Genomic DNA, 16,191 nt, shown 5'->3' on the forward strand with positions numbered 1-16,191 from the left:
ATTAATCCATTGTGACGCGGTTGACTTCTTCTATTGTTGTTATTCCTTGTTTTATCTTTTCCAATCCTGAATGATAGATAGTCCACATTCCTTCGGCCTGGGCTTGTTTAAGTATATCAATGGATGTGCCGCCAGACATAATTAATTCACCCAGTGCTTTAGACATAGGCATAACCTCAAATAGCCCAATTCGACCGCGATAACCATTTTGATTGCAAATTGGGCAGCCAACTGCCTTATAAATTTTTACCTGCCGGCTATCTTCCTCTGTAAAGCCCAGTTCAACAAGGCTTTTTGGTGTCACGTCATCACGAACAAGTTTACAGGCGTCACATAATTTACGGGCTAGCCTTTGCGCAATTAACAGGCTCACTGAGCTCGCAATATTAAATGATGGGATCCCCATATTGACCAGTCTGGTGAGCGTCTCTGCTGCGCTATTAGTATGCAAGGTAGAAAGAACGAGGTGTCCGGTTTGTGCGGCCTTAACAGCAATCTCGGCTGTTTCAAGATCACGGATTTCCCCGACCATTATTATGTCCGGATCCTGACGGAGGAAAGCTCTTAATGTATTTGAAAAGGTTAATCCGGCTTTAGGGTTGATATTCACCTGATTAATACCAGGTACTTTAATTTCAACGGGATCCTCAGCCGTTGAAATATTACTTTCTTTTGTATTCAGAATATTCAACGCCGTATACAAGGTAACAGTTTTACCGCTTCCTGTCGGGCCGGTCACGAGAATCATTCCCTGCGGTTTTTCAATCGCTTTTATGAAGTGCGCTTTTTGTAATGGGCTAAATCCCAAGGCTTCGATTCCAAGTCTTGTAGAACCTGGGTCAAGAATCCGCATTACCACTTTTTCACCTGCGATAGTAGGGCAAGTGCTCACCCGAAAATCGATCGAACGGGCCCGCGACAGTTTCATTTTGAAACGTCCGTCCTGTGGAATCCGTTTTTCAGAGATATCCAGGTTGGACATAATTTTAATCCGCGCTGTAATACGGCTTGCCAGGCTGATAGGAGGGGCCGCAACCTCATTTAAAATTCCATCAAGGCGGTATCGAATTCGGTAATCCCGTTCATAAGGCTCAAAATGAATGTCAGAAACTCCCTTTTTGATCGCTTCGAAGAGGATTTTATTAACAAACTTGACTACCGGCGCATCTTCGGTGGCAACATTACGTTCAGTTTCTTCCTCTTCTGCATTGATTTCAACATCATCAAGCTCGTCTTGAACGTAGTCACTAAGACCCTGGGTTTCTTTTTCATTCAGCAGACGCTCAACCAGTTTTGTCAGCTTATTGCTTTCGACAATAATGGAGTTAGTATGAAGACCGGTATGAAATTGGATTTCTTTAAAAGAAGCTTGTTTGCTTGGGTCATCAGTCGCCAGAAAAAGATGGTTCCCACGGGTAAACAAAGGAAGAATTGTATGACGGCGTATTAATTTTTCATTAACCAGAGAAATGGGAAGCGCTTCAGGGTCAACACAGTCCAGATCAAGGAAGGGCAATCCAAAATTCTGGGCAACTATTAAAGCAACTTGCTGAGCGCTTAGAATGTGATTTTGCACCATATACTGCAATAAAGTTTGCTTATTTTGTTGAGCCTGCGTCTGACATTCAAGGACTTTGGTCCTGTCGATGAGATTTTCATGGACCATTAGCTGCGCAATACCTTGTAGCCTGTGTTCTTCCGTTGTTATAGCCATTGGTTCAATAAGAAGTTAATTCTATGATTACTATAGACAAAAACTCACTTGAATGCACGAAAATGGAGAGGTTTATCCGCGGCGTTTATAAGTTCTGACGTTTCGTTTTGAATTCCGGCGGCAGCGCCATCCGAATCCCCGCGGCAACGCCATCCGACTCCCCGCGGCAACGCCATCCGAATCCCCGCGGCAACGACCGCGGGGCCCACACGAAGCCTATTTAGACTATCGGTTTTGCTAATTTAAGAAAGACTTGTTCCTAACTGCTTTTATTTGCTAGCGGTAATATGGGATTCTTCTGAAGAGCCTGTTCGGCCAACAGACATGGGCCCCGCGGTCTGCGCCGCGGGGATTCGACTGCATTGGTGTAGTTAGCTATGGGTCGATGTTCCGGGGATACGGATATTTTATCGCCGGGATATCTCATGAATGAATGATACTTGTGACTTGCTGTTTCAGTGGCCCTTGTGATACAAAAGAAGCTGGGTGTGTAACCGGATTAACGCTTGTCTGTAGAAAAACAAAAAAGCAGGTTTCGAATGCTGGATGAATGGTTTTCAACAGAGCCAGGCTTGACGGTATCCAAAGCTTTTTATCAGGAATTACATCCTTTAAAAGACTTGCTTCACGGGGAATGCCTGTTACAGCTGGGTAGCTGTGGACAAAATGAATGGCTGCCATTACTGCGATACCAGCATAAGTGGATTGCAACACCGCATTTTAACGCTGCATCAAGCACTTTTATTTCTGCGCTGGACCAACTTCCGCTAGACAGGAACTCGGTTGACTGCGTTTTGTCACCTCTGACATTGGAAGGTACACTAAGCAGGGTCAATCTGGATGAAATTGATCGTATACTCAAACCAATGGGCTATGCGGTTTTTATAGGCATTAATCCAGTCAGTCTGTGGGGCGCGCGCCTGCGCTGGTCAAATGATTTTTGTTTTGGCCATACCAAAAGTTATCCGCGTTCCGCTTTTTCTATTAAAAGAGGGATGCTTCACCGGGGTTATGTTCAATGCCATTTATCGTATTTTCACTATATACCTCCCTGTGATGACCCCCTGTGGATACAAAGGCTGCAGATTTTAAATCATTTAGGGAAAATGATTTCCCTAGTTCCTTCAGGATTTTATTGCCTGGTCATGAAAAAATTCCAGGAAGAACCCATTCAGCCTCAATTTCTGACATTCAAGGAACAGTTGGCTGAAATGCGTATTCGTCCCATCCAGCAGGGTTGTAATTCAGAAGGTCGACATTAATGGGCTTGTATTAAGGGATTACATCAATCCGGCAAATTCGGTATAATCCCGGCGAAAGATATCAATCTTTCATCGACTACACTTTAGACTATCTACTTCAGGTTAAATTATGTCCAAAAAAACGATTTACCGTATTACGTTCAATCATCAGGAAACAGTGTATGAGATCTATGCTCGTAAAGTTCACGAGAGTGAAATGTTTGGTTTTCTTGAAGTAGAGGATTTTGTATTTGGCGAAAATACATCGCTGGTAGTCGACCCATCTGAGGAACGTCTTAAGCTGGAATTCAGTAACATTAAAAAAACATTCATCCCGCTTCATTCGATTTATCGGATCGATGAAGTTAATAAACAGGGAGTAGCTAAAATTAGAGAGCATGGCAAGTCGGAGGCCAAGGTGAGTATGTTTCCAGTACCTAATAAAAGAGAATAATACTGAAAAGACGACGCTTGCAACTTAATTAATTTAATTTTAGGAATTCTGATGTCAATACCGGTTAATATCAAAGAAGTTTTCGAAAAATCGACCCGTCTTTTTAGTACAAAAGAAGTTGAAGCAGCACTTGATAAAATGGCTGCCAGCATTAACGAAGTCTTACACGACAAAAACCCGGTCCTTTTGTGCGTTATGATTGGCGGCCTGGTGCCTATGGGAAATCTTTTGCCCCGGCTTAATTTTCCCCTGGAGGTAGATTATGTTCATGCAACCCGCTATAACGGTGAAATCCGCGGCGGGGAGCTCATTTGGAAGGTTAAGCCAAGTGTCAACCTGGAAGGACGTACCGTTCTGGTTGTCGATGATATTCTGGATGGCGGTGTCACTTTGGCCGCAATTATTGAGGCTGTTAAAGAAATGGGAGCAGATTCGGTCTATAGCGCTGTATTAGTCGATAAATACCATAAACGGGTTCCAAATGGCTTGAAGAAAGCCGATTTTGTAGGCCTGGAAGTCGATGATCATTATATTTTTGGTTATGGTATGGACTACAATGAATACCTGCGTAATGCACCAGGCATTTTTGTAGTAGCGCCAGAACACGAGTGATCAGATCTTAAAAGTAGAACCCTGATCGGAAGAGTTCCAGGAGTTCTACTTTTGCCTAACGTTCTGTCAAAGCATTTTCTTTGGCTTTTAAAATCGGTTTAAGCAGATAATCCAGAACCGACTTATGTCCGGTCAAAATATCCACGGTTGCCATCATTCCAGGAATGATATAGAGTGGCTTTTTTTCTGTTCCTAAATAATTTTTCTCAGTTCTCACACGAATAATATAATAAGTTTCTTCTTTTTGCTTTTTTTCATCCGTAATTGTATCGGCACTAATCTGCTCCACTTTGCCCGGCAGTCCGCCATAAATGGAGAAATCGTAAGCGGTAATTTTCACCATGGCTTCCTGACCCATTTTTATAAAACCAATATCGGAGGGTTTAATTTTAGCCTCAATGAGGAGGGTATCATCCAAAGGAACAATTTCAATAATATCCATTCCTGGCTGAATAACCCCGCCAATCGTATTGACCTTAATTTGCTTCACAATCCCTTTAACCGGTGAGCGCACCGTGGTTCTGACCAGCCGGTCTTTGTCAGCCAAATGCGCTTCATTAAGGGCTGCCAACTCCCCTTTTGCTTTATTCAATTGCTCCAGGGCCTGCGATTTAAATTGAAATATTTTACCCTTTAATTCATTCACACTGCGCTGCAAACGCAGGATTTCCACTTCGGAAACGGCTCCCTTATCAACCAGAGGTTTTGATAAATTAAGCTCTTTAATTGCATTATTGAGAGCCTCTTTCATCTGCTCCATTTCCTCTTTTCTTGAGCTAAATAAAGCTTTTTCAGCCTCCACCAGGCCCGGGTTCTGTTTGATAAGATCAGAGGGAATAGACATTTTAGAGTCAGCCATCTCGGCATTTAGTCGAATAATCTGAATCTGTAAGGCCGCCATTTTCTTTTGAGCTTCGTTAAAAGTGGCCATAAACCGGGTATTGTCAATTTGCATTAAAATTTGATTTTGCTGGACAATCTGTCCTTCCCGAACATAGAGTTTATGGACAATTCCGCCCTCAAGATTTTGAATAATCTGTATCTGGCTGGAGGGGATAACTTTACCTTCCCCTTTGGTTACCTCATCCAGGATTGCAAAATGAGCCCATAAAACTGCCACGCATACAAAAATAATTGTTCCCCATAGTATCAAATGCGAAAATAGACGCGGTTTCTCAGCCATTATTTTTTTCCTTCTGAATGCTCATACCTGAACGAAGGGTTGCTAATACCGTTTCTTTGGAGCCATTAGCAACCAGACGGCCTTCTTCAAGAACAATGATGCGATCAACCAATTCAAGCATGGATAATTTATGGGTAATTAAAATGAGGGTGTGTTTAGGTGTTAAAAAATTACTAAGCTGTTCTTTTACATAACGCTCGCTATTATCATCCATTGCAGAAGTCGGCTCATCCATGATGAGCAAATGAGGATTGCGGAGCAGAGCCCGGGCAATCGCAATCGACTGGCGTTGCCCTCCAGATAATTCACTGCCTTTTTCGCCGACCTGCCGGTCAAATCCATCAGGGTGTTTATTAGTGAAGCTGCCAACGCCGCCTGCATTAGCGGCTCGAATTAATGACTTGTCATCGATAAATGGCGCACCAATAATTATATTTTCCCTCACGCTGCCATAAAACAAGCTGACATCCTGGGGCACATAGCCGATCTGCTGACGCAAGTCATCAGGATTAATCTGCCGGTAATCGGTATCATCTAATAAAATAGCGCCATCTGTAGGGAGGTATAATTTTAGAATCAGCTTTGCCAGCGTTGATTTACCAGAGCCAACCCTCCCAATTACCGCCACTTTTTCACCTGCTTTTATGGCAAAATTAATGTTCTTCAAGATAGGTATTTTTTGATCGCCGTAATCGAATGAAACTTGTCTAAATTCGACATTACCAGCCAGGGCAGGGCGATGCAGATAATGGGATTCCTCAGAGACATCAAGCGGAAGCTGCATTACCCGGTTCAGGGATTTAAGCGCATTGACTGACTGATAGTAGCGGGTTAATAAGGAAGCCACCTGCGACATAGGAGCCAGGGCACGGCCCGTGAGAATAGTACAGGCAATCAAAGCACCCATGGTCAAATTGCCCTCACTTATCATATATACACCAGCGATGACCATAATAATGGTCGCAGATTGCTGGGCAAAAGCAGTTACATTCATACTGATATTAGACACGCTTCTTAATTTCATACCCGTTTTTGCGGATAGCCTAATCAGCTGCTCCCAGCGGGATTGTAATGCAGACTCTGCGCCCACTGTTTTTACTGTCTCTATATTTGCCAGGGACTCAAAAAGGGTGGCCTGTTTTTCAGCGGCTAATTGATACGATTGCTTGGTCAATCGGATTAATGGCAGCTGCAATATAAAACCAACCAGAAAAATAATGGGCACAATAATCAAAGGAATAAGGAAAAGATTACCTCCTATGAAATAGATAACCAGAATAAAAATAGCAACAAACGGTAAATCGACGAGCACTGTCATTGTTCCTGAGGTAATAAAATCGCGAAAAACCTCAAAGGACTGAACCGTATTACTTAAGGCGCCTACTGACTTCGGCCTTTCTTTCATATTGACGCCAAGGATCTGCTGGAATATGGAGGCAGAAAGCTCTACATCACTCCGCTTACTGGCCTGATCGATAAAATGCGCGCGGAGCGTTTTGAATATGAAATCAAAAAGGAATACCAGACCAACTCCGCCTGCGAGGACCCACATTGTTTCAATGGCGTGGTTTGGAACTACCCGGTCATAGACATTCATGGTAAAGAGGGGGAGAACCAATGCAAAAATGTTAATCAAAAGGGACGCAACCAGCACTTCAGAGTAGAGCGGCCAGGATTTGACCAATACCTTCCAGAACCAGTTTCTGGAACGTTTGCCAACAGTCTCTTCAGACCGGGTGGTGAATTTGTACTCAGGTTGAACCAGGAACACTTTCCCCGTATATTCAGACAGGATGTCTTCTGGCGCAATCAATTGATTGGGATCCTGAGGTTTGAAAACCTTTTTTTGCCCTTTTGAATCCTGAATAAGTAAACAGGCCTCCTCATTTTTTAATAGCAAAATCAGAGGGAGGTTTTCATCTGTAATTTTATTAATGGCAATATCCTTTAACTCAGCATTCAGGGAAGCTCGGGCCGCTGCTCGTGCAAACAGGGCTGGGCTTAGTCGATTTCTTTTTAAGGGAAGCCGTGCCGAAAGCGATTGTGCCGAATAGGGATTTTGGTAAAATCGGCTTAATAATACAAGGCAGGATAATAAAGAATCATTTGCAGGCAGCGATTCCTTATCAATAGATGACCAGGATTGTTTTCTAAACATTGTCATAGTTATGATCTCATTCTTGAGACTGCTTGTTTATATTTCCTTTTCACTAGGCAGCTCTTCAGCATGTTCAGCTTTTTCAAATGGCAGTTTATAATAGCTCAGAGCGAAGGACGTAAATGCTAACAAAGCCATGACTAATAAAAAGAATAGAATATTTTTATTCAAAAATGACAGGGCAATAATCCCCATAAAAAACGAACTTAAATTGAGTAGAAGAGAGTAGAGTGAAACTTTGATGATTACTGGTTCATCATTACTTTCCACTGCCAAACGGCTAAACACAGGAAATCCGACTCCCAGGCTAAATACCATGGGTAACAGAGTGGCTATAAGCGTTGTTAACGTGAAGAGCCCCGTGATACTGAAGATTAGTGCCAGCAAGCCTGAGACCAGTACAATTATACTGCATAATGTGGCGATGCCCCTTAGCGCATAGAAACGTAACAGCCAGCCCAGACACCGGGTTCCAAGAATGAAAAATGCGAAAATGAGGCCTTGGACAATACCGAAGGTAATTGGGTCATATTGTAGATAACTGATTACGAAGAAGGGACCGCAAATACTCCAGGCTGTCAATCCTGCAAATAGCAGACACCAGGCCGATGCGGGTCTGATAAACAGTGGATCCATCGTAGTTTTCCAGTATTTTTTAGCAAGAAGCTGAAAACTGCTTTTTGGTGTATCCGAATTAGCTGTTTCAGGCATTAATTTAAACAAATAAATTAAGCAATAGGTTGCACCCACGGCAAGAATAAGAAAGATCCAGCGCCAGCTGGCTAGTTTCAAAATCAAGGCTCCGAGGAGTGGGCCGATGGCAGGGGCAAATACAGTAATGCTACCCATCCATGCAATGATTTTGACTGCTTGTTCCTGATCGTATAAAACATGAATAGTGCTATAACCAGTGATTATTAAAGAAGTTATCGCCATCCCCTGGAGAAAACGGGCGATTAGCAAGCTTATAATTCCTGGAGAAAATGCCGCAAGAAACGATGCAGCAACAAAAAGCACGCCACCCCACAGGAGAATCTTTCGCCGGCTATACTGCTCTGAAATTCCTCCCAGTAAAAGCTGGGCGAAGACATTGCCTAGAAATATCAGGGTCAAGGTGAGCTGTACCAGACTATCGCTGACATCAAACTGCGTTGCAATTGTCGGCATTGCCGGCAAATAGGCGTCAACCGATAAATAACTGATTAGCTCATAGCTGACCAGGAACACGGGGAACAGTTTTTTATTTGAAGAGCTTAGCATCTTTCTGCCTTATTCGTATGAGCCGGGATCCAGCCTTATTATTTTTCCTCGATTTAATCTTGAAATTTTTAGTGTGTATTTATTTAACTATTAAAGACAGGCTGTGCTTGCAAGGTATCCCTCCAATGCCATGTCAAACTTATCCTGGCCAAAGAGTATAATCTCGCATATCTCGCGGACAGCACCTTCGCCTCCTTTGCGCTCAGTAATCCAATGAGCCCATTCTTTGACTTGTTGTACTGCATTGGGAACAGTGACACCCAATCCGACCTGCTTAATAATCATTAAATCAGATAAATCATCGCCAATGTAGGCAAAATCATCATCCTGTAACTGCAATTCCTCTTTAAGCTCTATATATGCTTTACGTTTGTCAATTTGACCACAATAACATAGTATGCCTATTTTCTGCATCCGCTCATAAATTACATTATTATTGGATGTAGTGATGACCGCCAGATGGACGCCTGAGGCCATTAGCATTTGCATGCCGATGCCATCATGGGCATTAAAGGCACGCATGTCTTCGCCGCTGTTGCCTATGTATACTTTACCATCGGTCATTACTCCGTCTATATCGCAGATAAGACATTTCACTTTTTTTGCACGTTCAAACAAATCGCTTTTATTTATATGATTCATTTTATTTTCCGAGACAGTTTATTAATCGAGAGTAATGCAATCAGGTTTTAGAATAATCATTATGCTCAACTCTCAGTATAGGAATAATTTTTTGATATTTCACAAAATGGAGCATATTTTTTAACTTGCTGAATTAATTAAAATAACGGGAGCAAATAAACTGAGGGCAATCCAGACTGGCAGAGGCACAGCCTTAGTCTGGATTGTTTCAAAAAAAGACAAAAATCAATCCGGAAAGAGTAAATGTGTTTTATGTATATCGTCATAGATTTGGCCGATAAGGGCATTTATACATGAAAACTTAATCTCGTCCCGCATTTTGTGAATAAATTGAATTTCCAGGGCTTCTCCATATAAATCACCCGAGAAATTGTAAAGAAAAACCTCCAATACTTGCACAGAACCCCTAACTGTTGGCCGCCTGCCAACACTGGCAATTCCCTGATAGCACTGGCCGTTTTTACGCCTTGCTTTCACATAAAAAATTCCGGAAAGACAGGGATACATGTGCTCAGCGTCGATATTGGCTGTGGGGATTCCCCATTGACGTCCGAGCTGATTTCCTTTAATAACGCGCCCCAGATAACGATAATCATCCTCCAGTCCATGACTGAAATGATTGCAGTCGCAAAGCTTGTCGAACTCATCAAAATGAATAGAGAATGCTTCGGGGTGTTTTGATACCAGATGAACCTTGAGCGGAACATCTGGCTTTGCCTGACGGGGATTCTGGGAATAAGCAAATTGCTCGTTTTTATCAGCTGCAGGATACTTATCATAAAAAATCTTCATATCAGCACCTCATTACAATAGTCGCAAGCCATCCTGTTGAAAATCCCTTTATTCAGGATCCCAGCGTTTTACCACCCCTGATTCAATATCAAACAAATCAAGTGCACGTCCAACGCTGTGTTCTACAACATCAGCAACTGTTTGCGGGTTATTGTAAAAAGCAGGCATAACCGGACAGATGATTCCGCCTTGCATGGTTACTTTCACCATATTTTCGAGATGACCAAGATGTAGGGGAGATTCTCTGGTCATTAATACCAGTTTTCTCCGATCTTTTAACATAACATCAGCAGCGCGACCGATAAGATTAGTACTGATACCATGTGCAATTTCCGCCAGAGTTTTCATTGAACAGGGTGCTACAATCATACCTATTGCTTTAAACGAACCGCTTGCGATGTTGGCACCAATATCATTAATAGGATGGTAGACATCGGCCATACTCTTAAGATCAGAAACGGTAAGTTCTGTTTCATATTCTCGAGTTAATTGTGCTGATTTACTAACCACTAAATGAGTTTCAATGGGTAAAGGACGTAAGATTTCAAGTAAGCGGATACCATATATAATACCAGATGCACCACTTATGCCCACGATCAGGCGAGGGTTATTCATCATCCTTTTGCTCCTTTTTTAATTAATAAATAATATTGACTGAGTAAAAGTCACTGTAAGTATAGCAGCGTTTTTTTTCATTGTAGGTGCAAGAACCGTTTGTAAGTTCAATAAAAAAGTTTGGCTGTAAATTTATGCTACTATTCAAGTCAGGAACTATTACTTGAAAGGATTCGCATGGATAAGCAATACAATTCGACTTTTTCTGCAGGAAATCACTATTTACACACTGAACAATGGCTGGATAAACACTCATCAGGTTTATTGCTTATAGATGGACAATGGGTTAAAGCCCATAATGAAAAGTATTATGAGGTTATTAATCCATACACAGAGGAAGTGATTGGCAAGATTTCAGATGCGGGCCTTGATGACATGGAAAAATCGATTCAGGCAGCTCGTTTTGCTTTTGAACATGCATCCTGGGCTGATATATCTCCGCAGCAGCGCTGCAATTTCCTTCTGGAAATAGCCAGCTTAATTGAGCGTGATGCTGAAGAATTGGCTTTAATTGAAACGCTGAATACCGGTATGCCGATCGGGTTAAGCCGCATGTGGGCCAGTTCTGCCATTGAGCTATTTCGCTATTATGCAGGATGGCCGACAAAAATGTACGGCAAAACAAATCCAGGGGTTTCCTCCGTTATGAGCTTTACCTTGCGGGAACCTTTAGGTGTTTGTGCACTCATTGTTCCCTGGAATGCACCATTTGGAGTTGCCGTGCAAAAAATAGCTCCAGCATTGGCCTGTGGGAATACCGTAATCATCAAACCCTCTCCTTTAACGCCCTATAGCATCATAAAACTGGGTGAGTTGATGCTAGAAGCCGGTCTGCCTTCTGGTGTTTTTAATATTTTAACATCCAATGCCGGGAGCGAAGTCGGTTCCGGTCTCGCTTCACACCCTAAAATTGATCTGCTCTCCTTTACTGGCTCTACAGCAGTCGGTAAGGAAATACTTGCCCAATCGAAACATAATCTTAAAAAAACTATTTTAGAGTTAGGCGGAAAATCACCCAACATACTTTTTGCCGATGCTGATTTGGAGAAAGCAATCCCGATAGCCGTAAATGCCTTTTGTTGTAATTCGGGTCAGGTCTGTATAGCAGGCAGTCGGTTATTTGTACAAGAAGAGATCTATGATAAGGTGGTGGATAAGATATGTTCACTCGTCAGTCAGATCAGGCTTGGCTCGCCTCTGGACGAGCAAACACAAATGGGGCCTTTAATTTCCTATGAGCATCTAAACCGAGTGTCCAGCTATGTTGATATTGGTGTTGCTGAAGGCGCTACTCTTAAAGTTGGCGGTTATCAGGAAAAAAGAAAAGGATTTTTCTTCAAACCGGCTATTTTTACTGACGTATTGCCGAATATGCGCATTGCTCAAGAAGAAATTTTTGGGCCGGTACTTTGTATTATGCCTTTTAAGGATGAAAGAGATGCTATCCATCAAAGCAATGCGAGCGAATATGGATTGGCTGCATCTGTATGGACCCGTGATATGGGCAGGGTCAACAGAATGGTAAAAAAACTGCAAGCCGGATATGTTTGGGTCAATACCTATTTTGAAGCAGATGCCATCTCCCCCTTTGGCGGTTACAAGCAATCAGGACTGGGAAGGGAGCTTGGAGAGGAGTCAATTGACATGTATACACAGATAAAAAGTGTGGTGTTAAGAGGCTGATACAGCGATTCCTGTAACATTTAAAAAAATAACTGAATCTCCACACTCGAATCCCTGCGGCTGCGTCCGCGGGGGCCCATGTCTGACAGTCGAAAATGCTCTCAGATGAATCCAATTTTGCCGAAAATAGCAATTAAAAGGAATTAGGAATAAGTCTTTCAAACATCATCATTCAATTAGCAAAGCCGATATTATAAATAGGCTTCGTATGGGCCCCGCGGTCGTTGCCGCGGGGATTCGGATGGTCGTTGCCGCGGGGATTCGGATGGTCGTTGCCACGGGATTCGGATGATCGTTGCTGCGGGGATTCGGATGATCGCCGCGGGGCTCGGAGCTGGTAGGCATTTATACCAGCATCCCTGAAATAAAAAAAACCATCTTTTTTTCTACACAAATCAAAATATAAATCTATAGTTAATTAAAAGAATAAAGAGTAAGTTTGCCAGCCATGGACGAAAAATATCTTTTAGCCGCGTTAGAACAGGCCTCTATGGGACGGGGAATCTGTGCACCAAATCCTAGTGTAGGTGCAGTTGCTGTCCGAGATGGGGAAATTATAGCCCGGGCATTTCATAAAGGAGCAGGTACTCCTCATGCAGAAGTACTGGTATTTGAGCAATATCCAAAGAATTTGGATGGTGTCACCCTTTATGTAACCCTGGAGCCTTGTAATCATTGGGGACGTACGCCACCCTGCGTGAATGCCGTTATTGCACAGGGCGTTAGTAGAGTGGTGTATGGTTATCGTGACCCCAATCCAGTTGTTATTTCAAATAATACGCCTTCTATTCTTGCTGAACATGGGATTGAGAGCCGTTATCTCCCCTTAAAAGAAATTGATGAGTTTTATCAAAGTTACCGGCATTGGCGGCACACAAAGAAACCATTCGTCAGTACCGCAATAAAACAGAACATCAACGAAACAACTTTCAAAGCGGATACTAAACTATCTGCTTTGCATTTTTTTAATTTGCAGCGAAAAAATACGGATGTCGTCCTGACCTCTGCTCAATCAGTAAACGACTACAATCCATCGCTTAATGCGTGTATAGAAGGAGTTAACTACCCAAAAAATATTGCCATCCTTGATGAGAATTTGCAATTAAATCCTGAGGCCCACATCCTGAAATCATCCAAAAAAGTTTTGATTTACTTCGATGAAGGAAATGAACCCGTCTTACATAATAGTTTAATTACTTATTACAGCATAAAAAAAGTGAATACCCTTGAAAGTCTTAACCAAATGATCAGTCATTTGGGTGAGCTTGGATACCATGATATATGGGTAGAGGGAGATACTGAACTTTTATCCGCTATTCATCAAGCACAACTCGTCGACAGAACCTATATTTATAAAATCGCAAATCAAAAAGGGCTTAAAGGAGAAGATCTTGCCAATATATATATGAAAGGCAGTTTAACTCAGGAAAAAGAAGCGCTAATAACCTGGCAAAATGTGGGGGATGAAACCATACTTTGCTGTGATTGGAGGAAATGCTAGTGTTCACAGGTTTAGTCGAAAAGGTGGGAAGGGTTTTGGCCAATACCCCTGGAGCTTCCGGGAGAAGGCTTGTTATAGATGCATTTATTCCGGAATTACAGGAGGGAGAAAGTATTGCCGTCAATGGGACTTGCTTGACCTGGTTGCCTGAATCGCCTGCACAGTTACAGTTCGATGTATCACCAGAGACACTCGATGTAACGACACTGGGAAGTCTGCAGGAGGGAGAGCCTGTCAATCTCGAACGAGCCATGATGGCGTCAACACGCTTAGGGGGCCATTATGTTTGTGGCCATGTCAATACAACTGCATTTTTGAAAGAAAGGAGGAAAGTCAGTGGTTTTACCGAACTTGTAGTAAGTGGTTTTTCTGAAGCTCAAAGGAAATATCTCGTACCAAAAGGATCGATTACCTTAGACGGAGTGAGTTTGACTATTAATGATGTTAGAGGACGAGAAATCTCATTAATGATTGTGCCGTATACACTCGAAAATACCACGCTGAAGTTTATTGGAGAAGGAAAAAAAATCAATGTGGAGTTTGATTATATAGCACAAATTGTTGCATACAATTTGTCTCTAGTAGGTTAATTTTTACAGATATTTTAGGGGTAAAAAATATGAATAGTGCCTTTGCATCAATAGAAGAAGCTGTTTCAGCCTATAAAGCGGGTCAAATGATCATTTTAATGGATGATGAGGACCGGGAAAATGAAGGGGATTTATGTATCGCTGCGCAATTCGCAACGCCTGATGCAATAAACTTTATGGCTACACATGGCCGCGGATTAATTTGCCTGGCTATGGAAGGTGCAATAATCGACAAGTTTAACTTGCCGATGATGGTTGCAAAAAATGGTTCGCCTTTTGGAACAGCTTTTACAGTTTCCATTGAAGCTTCGACAGGAGTAACAACTGGAATTTCAGCCTATGATCGTGCAAGAACCATTCAGGTGGCGGCCGATCCTAACAGTAAATGCGGGGATCTTATCTCCCCAGGACACATCTTCCCATTACGCGCCCGGGACCGCGGGGTATTGGAGCGGGGCGGTCAAACAGAGGGAAGTGTTGATTTGGCAAGAATATCAGGCCTGACTCCAGCTTCTGTCATTTGTGAAATTATGAATACAGATGGAACGATGAGCCGCCGGGATACCCTGAAGTTTTTTGCGAAAAAACATGGTTTGCTCATGATTACGATTAAAGCCCTTTTGGAATATCGTATCCGTAATGAGACACTGATACAGCCCCAGGCAACTGTTAATTTGCCAATGAAAAATTATAAAGATTTTCGTATGACTGTATTCTCTAATCAACTGGATAATTCCGAACACTTCGTTCTCATTAAGGAATCAGTTAACAAAGATATACCTCCCTTGGTTCGTATCCACTCTGAATGTATTACTGGCGACGTTTTCGGCTCCTTCCGCTGCGACTGCGGTATGCAATTACAGAATTCAATTGATCGAATTGCTCAGGATGGGGGTGTCTTAATCTATCTGCGCCAGGAAGGTCGGGGAATTGGTCTTGCAAACAAGCTGAAAGCCTATGAATTGCAAGAGAAGGGTTTGGACACAGTAGATGCAAATCTCAAACTTGGGCTGCCAGTTGATAAGCGGGATTATGCAATGGCATATCAGATTCTGCGCCATTTAAAAGTAGACTCAATCAGACTTTTAACGAATAATCCTTCAAAAATCGAAGACCTTGAAAAATATGGCATTAAAGTCGTTGAGCGTATCTCCGCGCAAATGCCTTCCACAACGGAAAATCATTTCTATCTGAAAACAAAAAAAGATAGATTAGGACATTTTCTTAACCTGGGTGAGGATGTGTTATGAGACAGTATAAAAACACTGAAGAAAAGGGAATTGTCGAGTCATTCCCGGTTGCAATAGTAATTAGTCTCTTTAATCCCTCAGTTGCGATGCCCCTTCTTGATGGGGCTATAGAGCACTTGCGGAAAAGAGGATTCAAAGAGGAGCATATCACTGTAGTTGAGACGCCCGGGGCTCTTGATATCCCAATTTTTGCGCGAATGTTAGCGGCTGAAAACAAGTATGAAGCCATCATTGCACTTGGATCCATCATTCATGGCGAAACCTATCACTACACCTGGGTAGGTCCACAAGTATGTAAAGATTGCCAGGATATATCCAGAGATTTTGATATTCCTGTAATTTTCGGCGTATTAACCACTGAGCATGCATCGCAGGCGATGGAGGCATTAGGCGGGCGCTATGGACATAAAGGGGTGAACTGTGTTGATTATGCTGTTGCCATAACCAATGTTCGACGTCAGCTCGCTTCAAGTCAATAAAGTATATTTGAATAAGT

15 protein-coding genes are annotated in these 16,191 nt (G+C 42.5%); 8 read left to right on the forward strand and 7 right to left on the reverse strand.

The window, feature by feature from the left end; all coding sequences use genetic code 11:
* Nucleotide 1 precedes the first annotated feature (1 nt).
* Nucleotides 2-1,714 carry a type IV-A pilus assembly ATPase PilB gene (pilB, locus tag DYH42_RS06875; protein WP_058524098.1) on the reverse strand — a complete coding sequence of 571 codons (1,713 nt, stop codon included), beginning with the start codon at nucleotides 1,712-1,714 and terminating at the stop codon, nucleotides 2-4.
* 539 nt (nucleotides 1,715-2,253) lie between these two features.
* Between pilB and DYH42_RS06880 the strand changes: the two genes are divergently transcribed.
* The 3 genes from DYH42_RS06880 (at nucleotide 2,254) to DYH42_RS06890 (ending at nucleotide 4,021) form a co-directional block, all read left to right on the forward strand.
* Nucleotides 2,254-2,976 carry a methyltransferase domain-containing protein gene (locus DYH42_RS06880; RefSeq protein ID WP_058524099.1) on the forward strand — a complete coding sequence of 241 codons (723 nt, stop codon included), beginning with the start codon at nucleotides 2,254-2,256 and terminating at the stop codon, nucleotides 2,974-2,976.
* Between the two features lie 109 nt (nucleotides 2,977-3,085).
* Nucleotides 3,086-3,409, forward strand: a complete 324-nt coding sequence (locus DYH42_RS06885) for a DUF1820 family protein (RefSeq protein ID WP_058524100.1) — start codon at nucleotides 3,086-3,088, stop codon at nucleotides 3,407-3,409.
* Nucleotides 3,410-3,460: 51 nt separating this feature from the next.
* A complete protein-coding gene (locus DYH42_RS06890) occupies nucleotides 3,461-4,021 on the forward strand; it encodes a hypoxanthine-guanine phosphoribosyltransferase (protein WP_058524101.1) in 561 nt (186 codons plus the stop codon).
* A 55-nt stretch (nucleotides 4,022-4,076) separates the two neighbouring features.
* Here the strand turns inward: DYH42_RS06890 and DYH42_RS06895 are convergent, their stop codons facing one another.
* From DYH42_RS06895 to DYH42_RS06920, 6 genes are all read right to left on the reverse strand, one after another.
* Nucleotides 4,077-5,204 (reverse strand): HlyD family type I secretion periplasmic adaptor subunit, encoded by a 1,128-nt coding sequence (locus DYH42_RS06895; protein WP_058524102.1) that lies wholly within the window; start codon nucleotides 5,202-5,204, stop codon nucleotides 4,077-4,079.
* Nucleotides 5,197-7,368 carry a type I secretion system permease/ATPase gene (locus DYH42_RS06900; RefSeq protein ID WP_058524103.1) on the reverse strand — a complete coding sequence of 724 codons (2,172 nt, stop codon included), beginning with the start codon at nucleotides 7,366-7,368 and terminating at the stop codon, nucleotides 5,197-5,199. The genes DYH42_RS06895 and DYH42_RS06900 overlap by 8 nt, the downstream gene beginning before the upstream one ends.
* Nucleotides 7,369-7,398: 30 nt before the next feature.
* Nucleotides 7,399-8,622 carry an MFS transporter gene (locus tag DYH42_RS06905; protein ID WP_058524104.1) on the reverse strand — a complete coding sequence of 408 codons (1,224 nt, stop codon included), beginning with the start codon at nucleotides 8,620-8,622 and terminating at the stop codon, nucleotides 7,399-7,401.
* 90 nt (nucleotides 8,623-8,712) lie between these two features.
* A complete protein-coding gene (locus tag DYH42_RS06910) occupies nucleotides 8,713-9,264 on the reverse strand; it encodes a KdsC family phosphatase (RefSeq protein WP_058524105.1) in 552 nt (183 codons plus the stop codon).
* Between the two features lie 225 nt (nucleotides 9,265-9,489).
* On the reverse strand, nucleotides 9,490-10,056 hold the full coding sequence (locus DYH42_RS06915; RefSeq protein ID WP_058524106.1) for a riboflavin kinase: 567 nt from the start codon (nucleotides 10,054-10,056) through the stop codon (nucleotides 9,490-9,492).
* 48 nt (nucleotides 10,057-10,104) lie between these two features.
* Nucleotides 10,105-10,674 carry a UbiX family flavin prenyltransferase gene (locus DYH42_RS06920; protein WP_058524107.1) on the reverse strand — a complete coding sequence of 190 codons (570 nt, stop codon included), beginning with the start codon at nucleotides 10,672-10,674 and terminating at the stop codon, nucleotides 10,105-10,107.
* A 174-nt stretch (nucleotides 10,675-10,848) separates the two neighbouring features.
* On the opposite strand from DYH42_RS06920, the gene DYH42_RS06925 reads away from it, so the two are divergent.
* The 5 genes from DYH42_RS06925 to ribH all read left to right on the forward strand — a co-directional run bounded on the left by DYH42_RS06925 (nucleotide 10,849) and on the right by ribH (nucleotide 16,174).
* Complete coding sequence (locus DYH42_RS06925) at nucleotides 10,849-12,354, forward strand: aldehyde dehydrogenase family protein (protein ID WP_058524108.1); 1,506 nt, start codon at nucleotides 10,849-10,851, stop codon at nucleotides 12,352-12,354.
* A gap of 448 nt (nucleotides 12,355-12,802) precedes the next feature.
* A complete protein-coding gene (ribD, locus tag DYH42_RS06930; protein WP_058524109.1) occupies nucleotides 12,803-13,855 on the forward strand; it encodes a bifunctional diaminohydroxyphosphoribosylaminopyrimidine deaminase/5-amino-6-(5-phosphoribosylamino)uracil reductase RibD in 1,053 nt (350 codons plus the stop codon).
* On the forward strand, nucleotides 13,855-14,445 hold the full coding sequence (locus DYH42_RS06935) for a riboflavin synthase (RefSeq protein ID WP_058524193.1): 591 nt from the start codon (nucleotides 13,855-13,857) through the stop codon (nucleotides 14,443-14,445). The genes ribD and DYH42_RS06935 overlap by 1 nt, the downstream gene beginning before the upstream one ends.
* A 29-nt stretch (nucleotides 14,446-14,474) precedes the next feature.
* A complete protein-coding gene (locus tag DYH42_RS06940; protein ID WP_058524110.1) occupies nucleotides 14,475-15,695 on the forward strand; it encodes a bifunctional 3,4-dihydroxy-2-butanone-4-phosphate synthase/GTP cyclohydrolase II in 1,221 nt (406 codons plus the stop codon).
* On the forward strand, nucleotides 15,692-16,174 hold the full coding sequence (gene ribH / locus DYH42_RS06945; RefSeq protein WP_058524111.1) for a 6,7-dimethyl-8-ribityllumazine synthase: 483 nt from the start codon (nucleotides 15,692-15,694) through the stop codon (nucleotides 16,172-16,174). The genes DYH42_RS06940 and ribH overlap by 4 nt, the downstream gene beginning before the upstream one ends.
* The last annotated feature ends 17 nt before the right edge of the window (nucleotides 16,175-16,191 follow it).

It is taken from the genome of Legionella birminghamensis (assembly GCF_900452515.1).
Lineage (GTDB): Bacteria > Pseudomonadota > Gammaproteobacteria > Legionellales > Legionellaceae > Legionella_C > Legionella_C birminghamensis.

What these genes read in the sequence shown, in the direction of transcription:
- pilB (WP_058524098.1), bottom strand. Translation starts at nt 1,714, where the DNA reads ATGGCTATAACAACGGAAGAACACAGGCTACAAGGTATTGCGCAGCTA.
- DYH42_RS06880 (WP_058524099.1), top strand. Translation starts at nt 2,254, where the DNA reads ATGCTGGATGAATGGTTTTCAACAGAGCCAGGCTTGACGGTATCCAAA.
- DYH42_RS06885 (WP_058524100.1), top strand. Translation starts at nt 3,086, where the DNA reads ATGTCCAAAAAAACGATTTACCGTATTACGTTCAATCATCAGGAAACA.
- DYH42_RS06890 (WP_058524101.1), top strand. Translation starts at nt 3,461, where the DNA reads ATGTCAATACCGGTTAATATCAAAGAAGTTTTCGAAAAATCGACCCGT.
- DYH42_RS06895 (WP_058524102.1), bottom strand. Translation starts at nt 5,204, where the DNA reads ATGGCTGAGAAACCGCGTCTATTTTCGCATTTGATACTATGGGGAACA.
- DYH42_RS06900 (WP_058524103.1), bottom strand. Translation starts at nt 7,368, where the DNA reads ATGACAATGTTTAGAAAACAATCCTGGTCATCTATTGATAAGGAATCG.
- DYH42_RS06905 (WP_058524104.1), bottom strand. Translation starts at nt 8,622, where the DNA reads ATGCTAAGCTCTTCAAATAAAAAACTGTTCCCCGTGTTCCTGGTCAGC.
- DYH42_RS06910 (WP_058524105.1), bottom strand. Translation starts at nt 9,264, where the DNA reads ATGAATCATATAAATAAAAGCGATTTGTTTGAACGTGCAAAAAAAGTG.
- DYH42_RS06915 (WP_058524106.1), bottom strand. Translation starts at nt 10,056, where the DNA reads ATGAAGATTTTTTATGATAAGTATCCTGCAGCTGATAAAAACGAGCAA.
- DYH42_RS06920 (WP_058524107.1), bottom strand. Translation starts at nt 10,674, where the DNA reads ATGATGAATAACCCTCGCCTGATCGTGGGCATAAGTGGTGCATCTGGT.
- DYH42_RS06925 (WP_058524108.1), top strand. Translation starts at nt 10,849, where the DNA reads ATGGATAAGCAATACAATTCGACTTTTTCTGCAGGAAATCACTATTTA.
- ribD (WP_058524109.1), top strand. Translation starts at nt 12,803, where the DNA reads ATGGACGAAAAATATCTTTTAGCCGCGTTAGAACAGGCCTCTATGGGA.
- DYH42_RS06940 (WP_058524110.1), top strand. Translation starts at nt 14,475, where the DNA reads ATGAATAGTGCCTTTGCATCAATAGAAGAAGCTGTTTCAGCCTATAAA.
- ribH (WP_058524111.1), top strand. Translation starts at nt 15,692, where the DNA reads ATGAGACAGTATAAAAACACTGAAGAAAAGGGAATTGTCGAGTCATTC.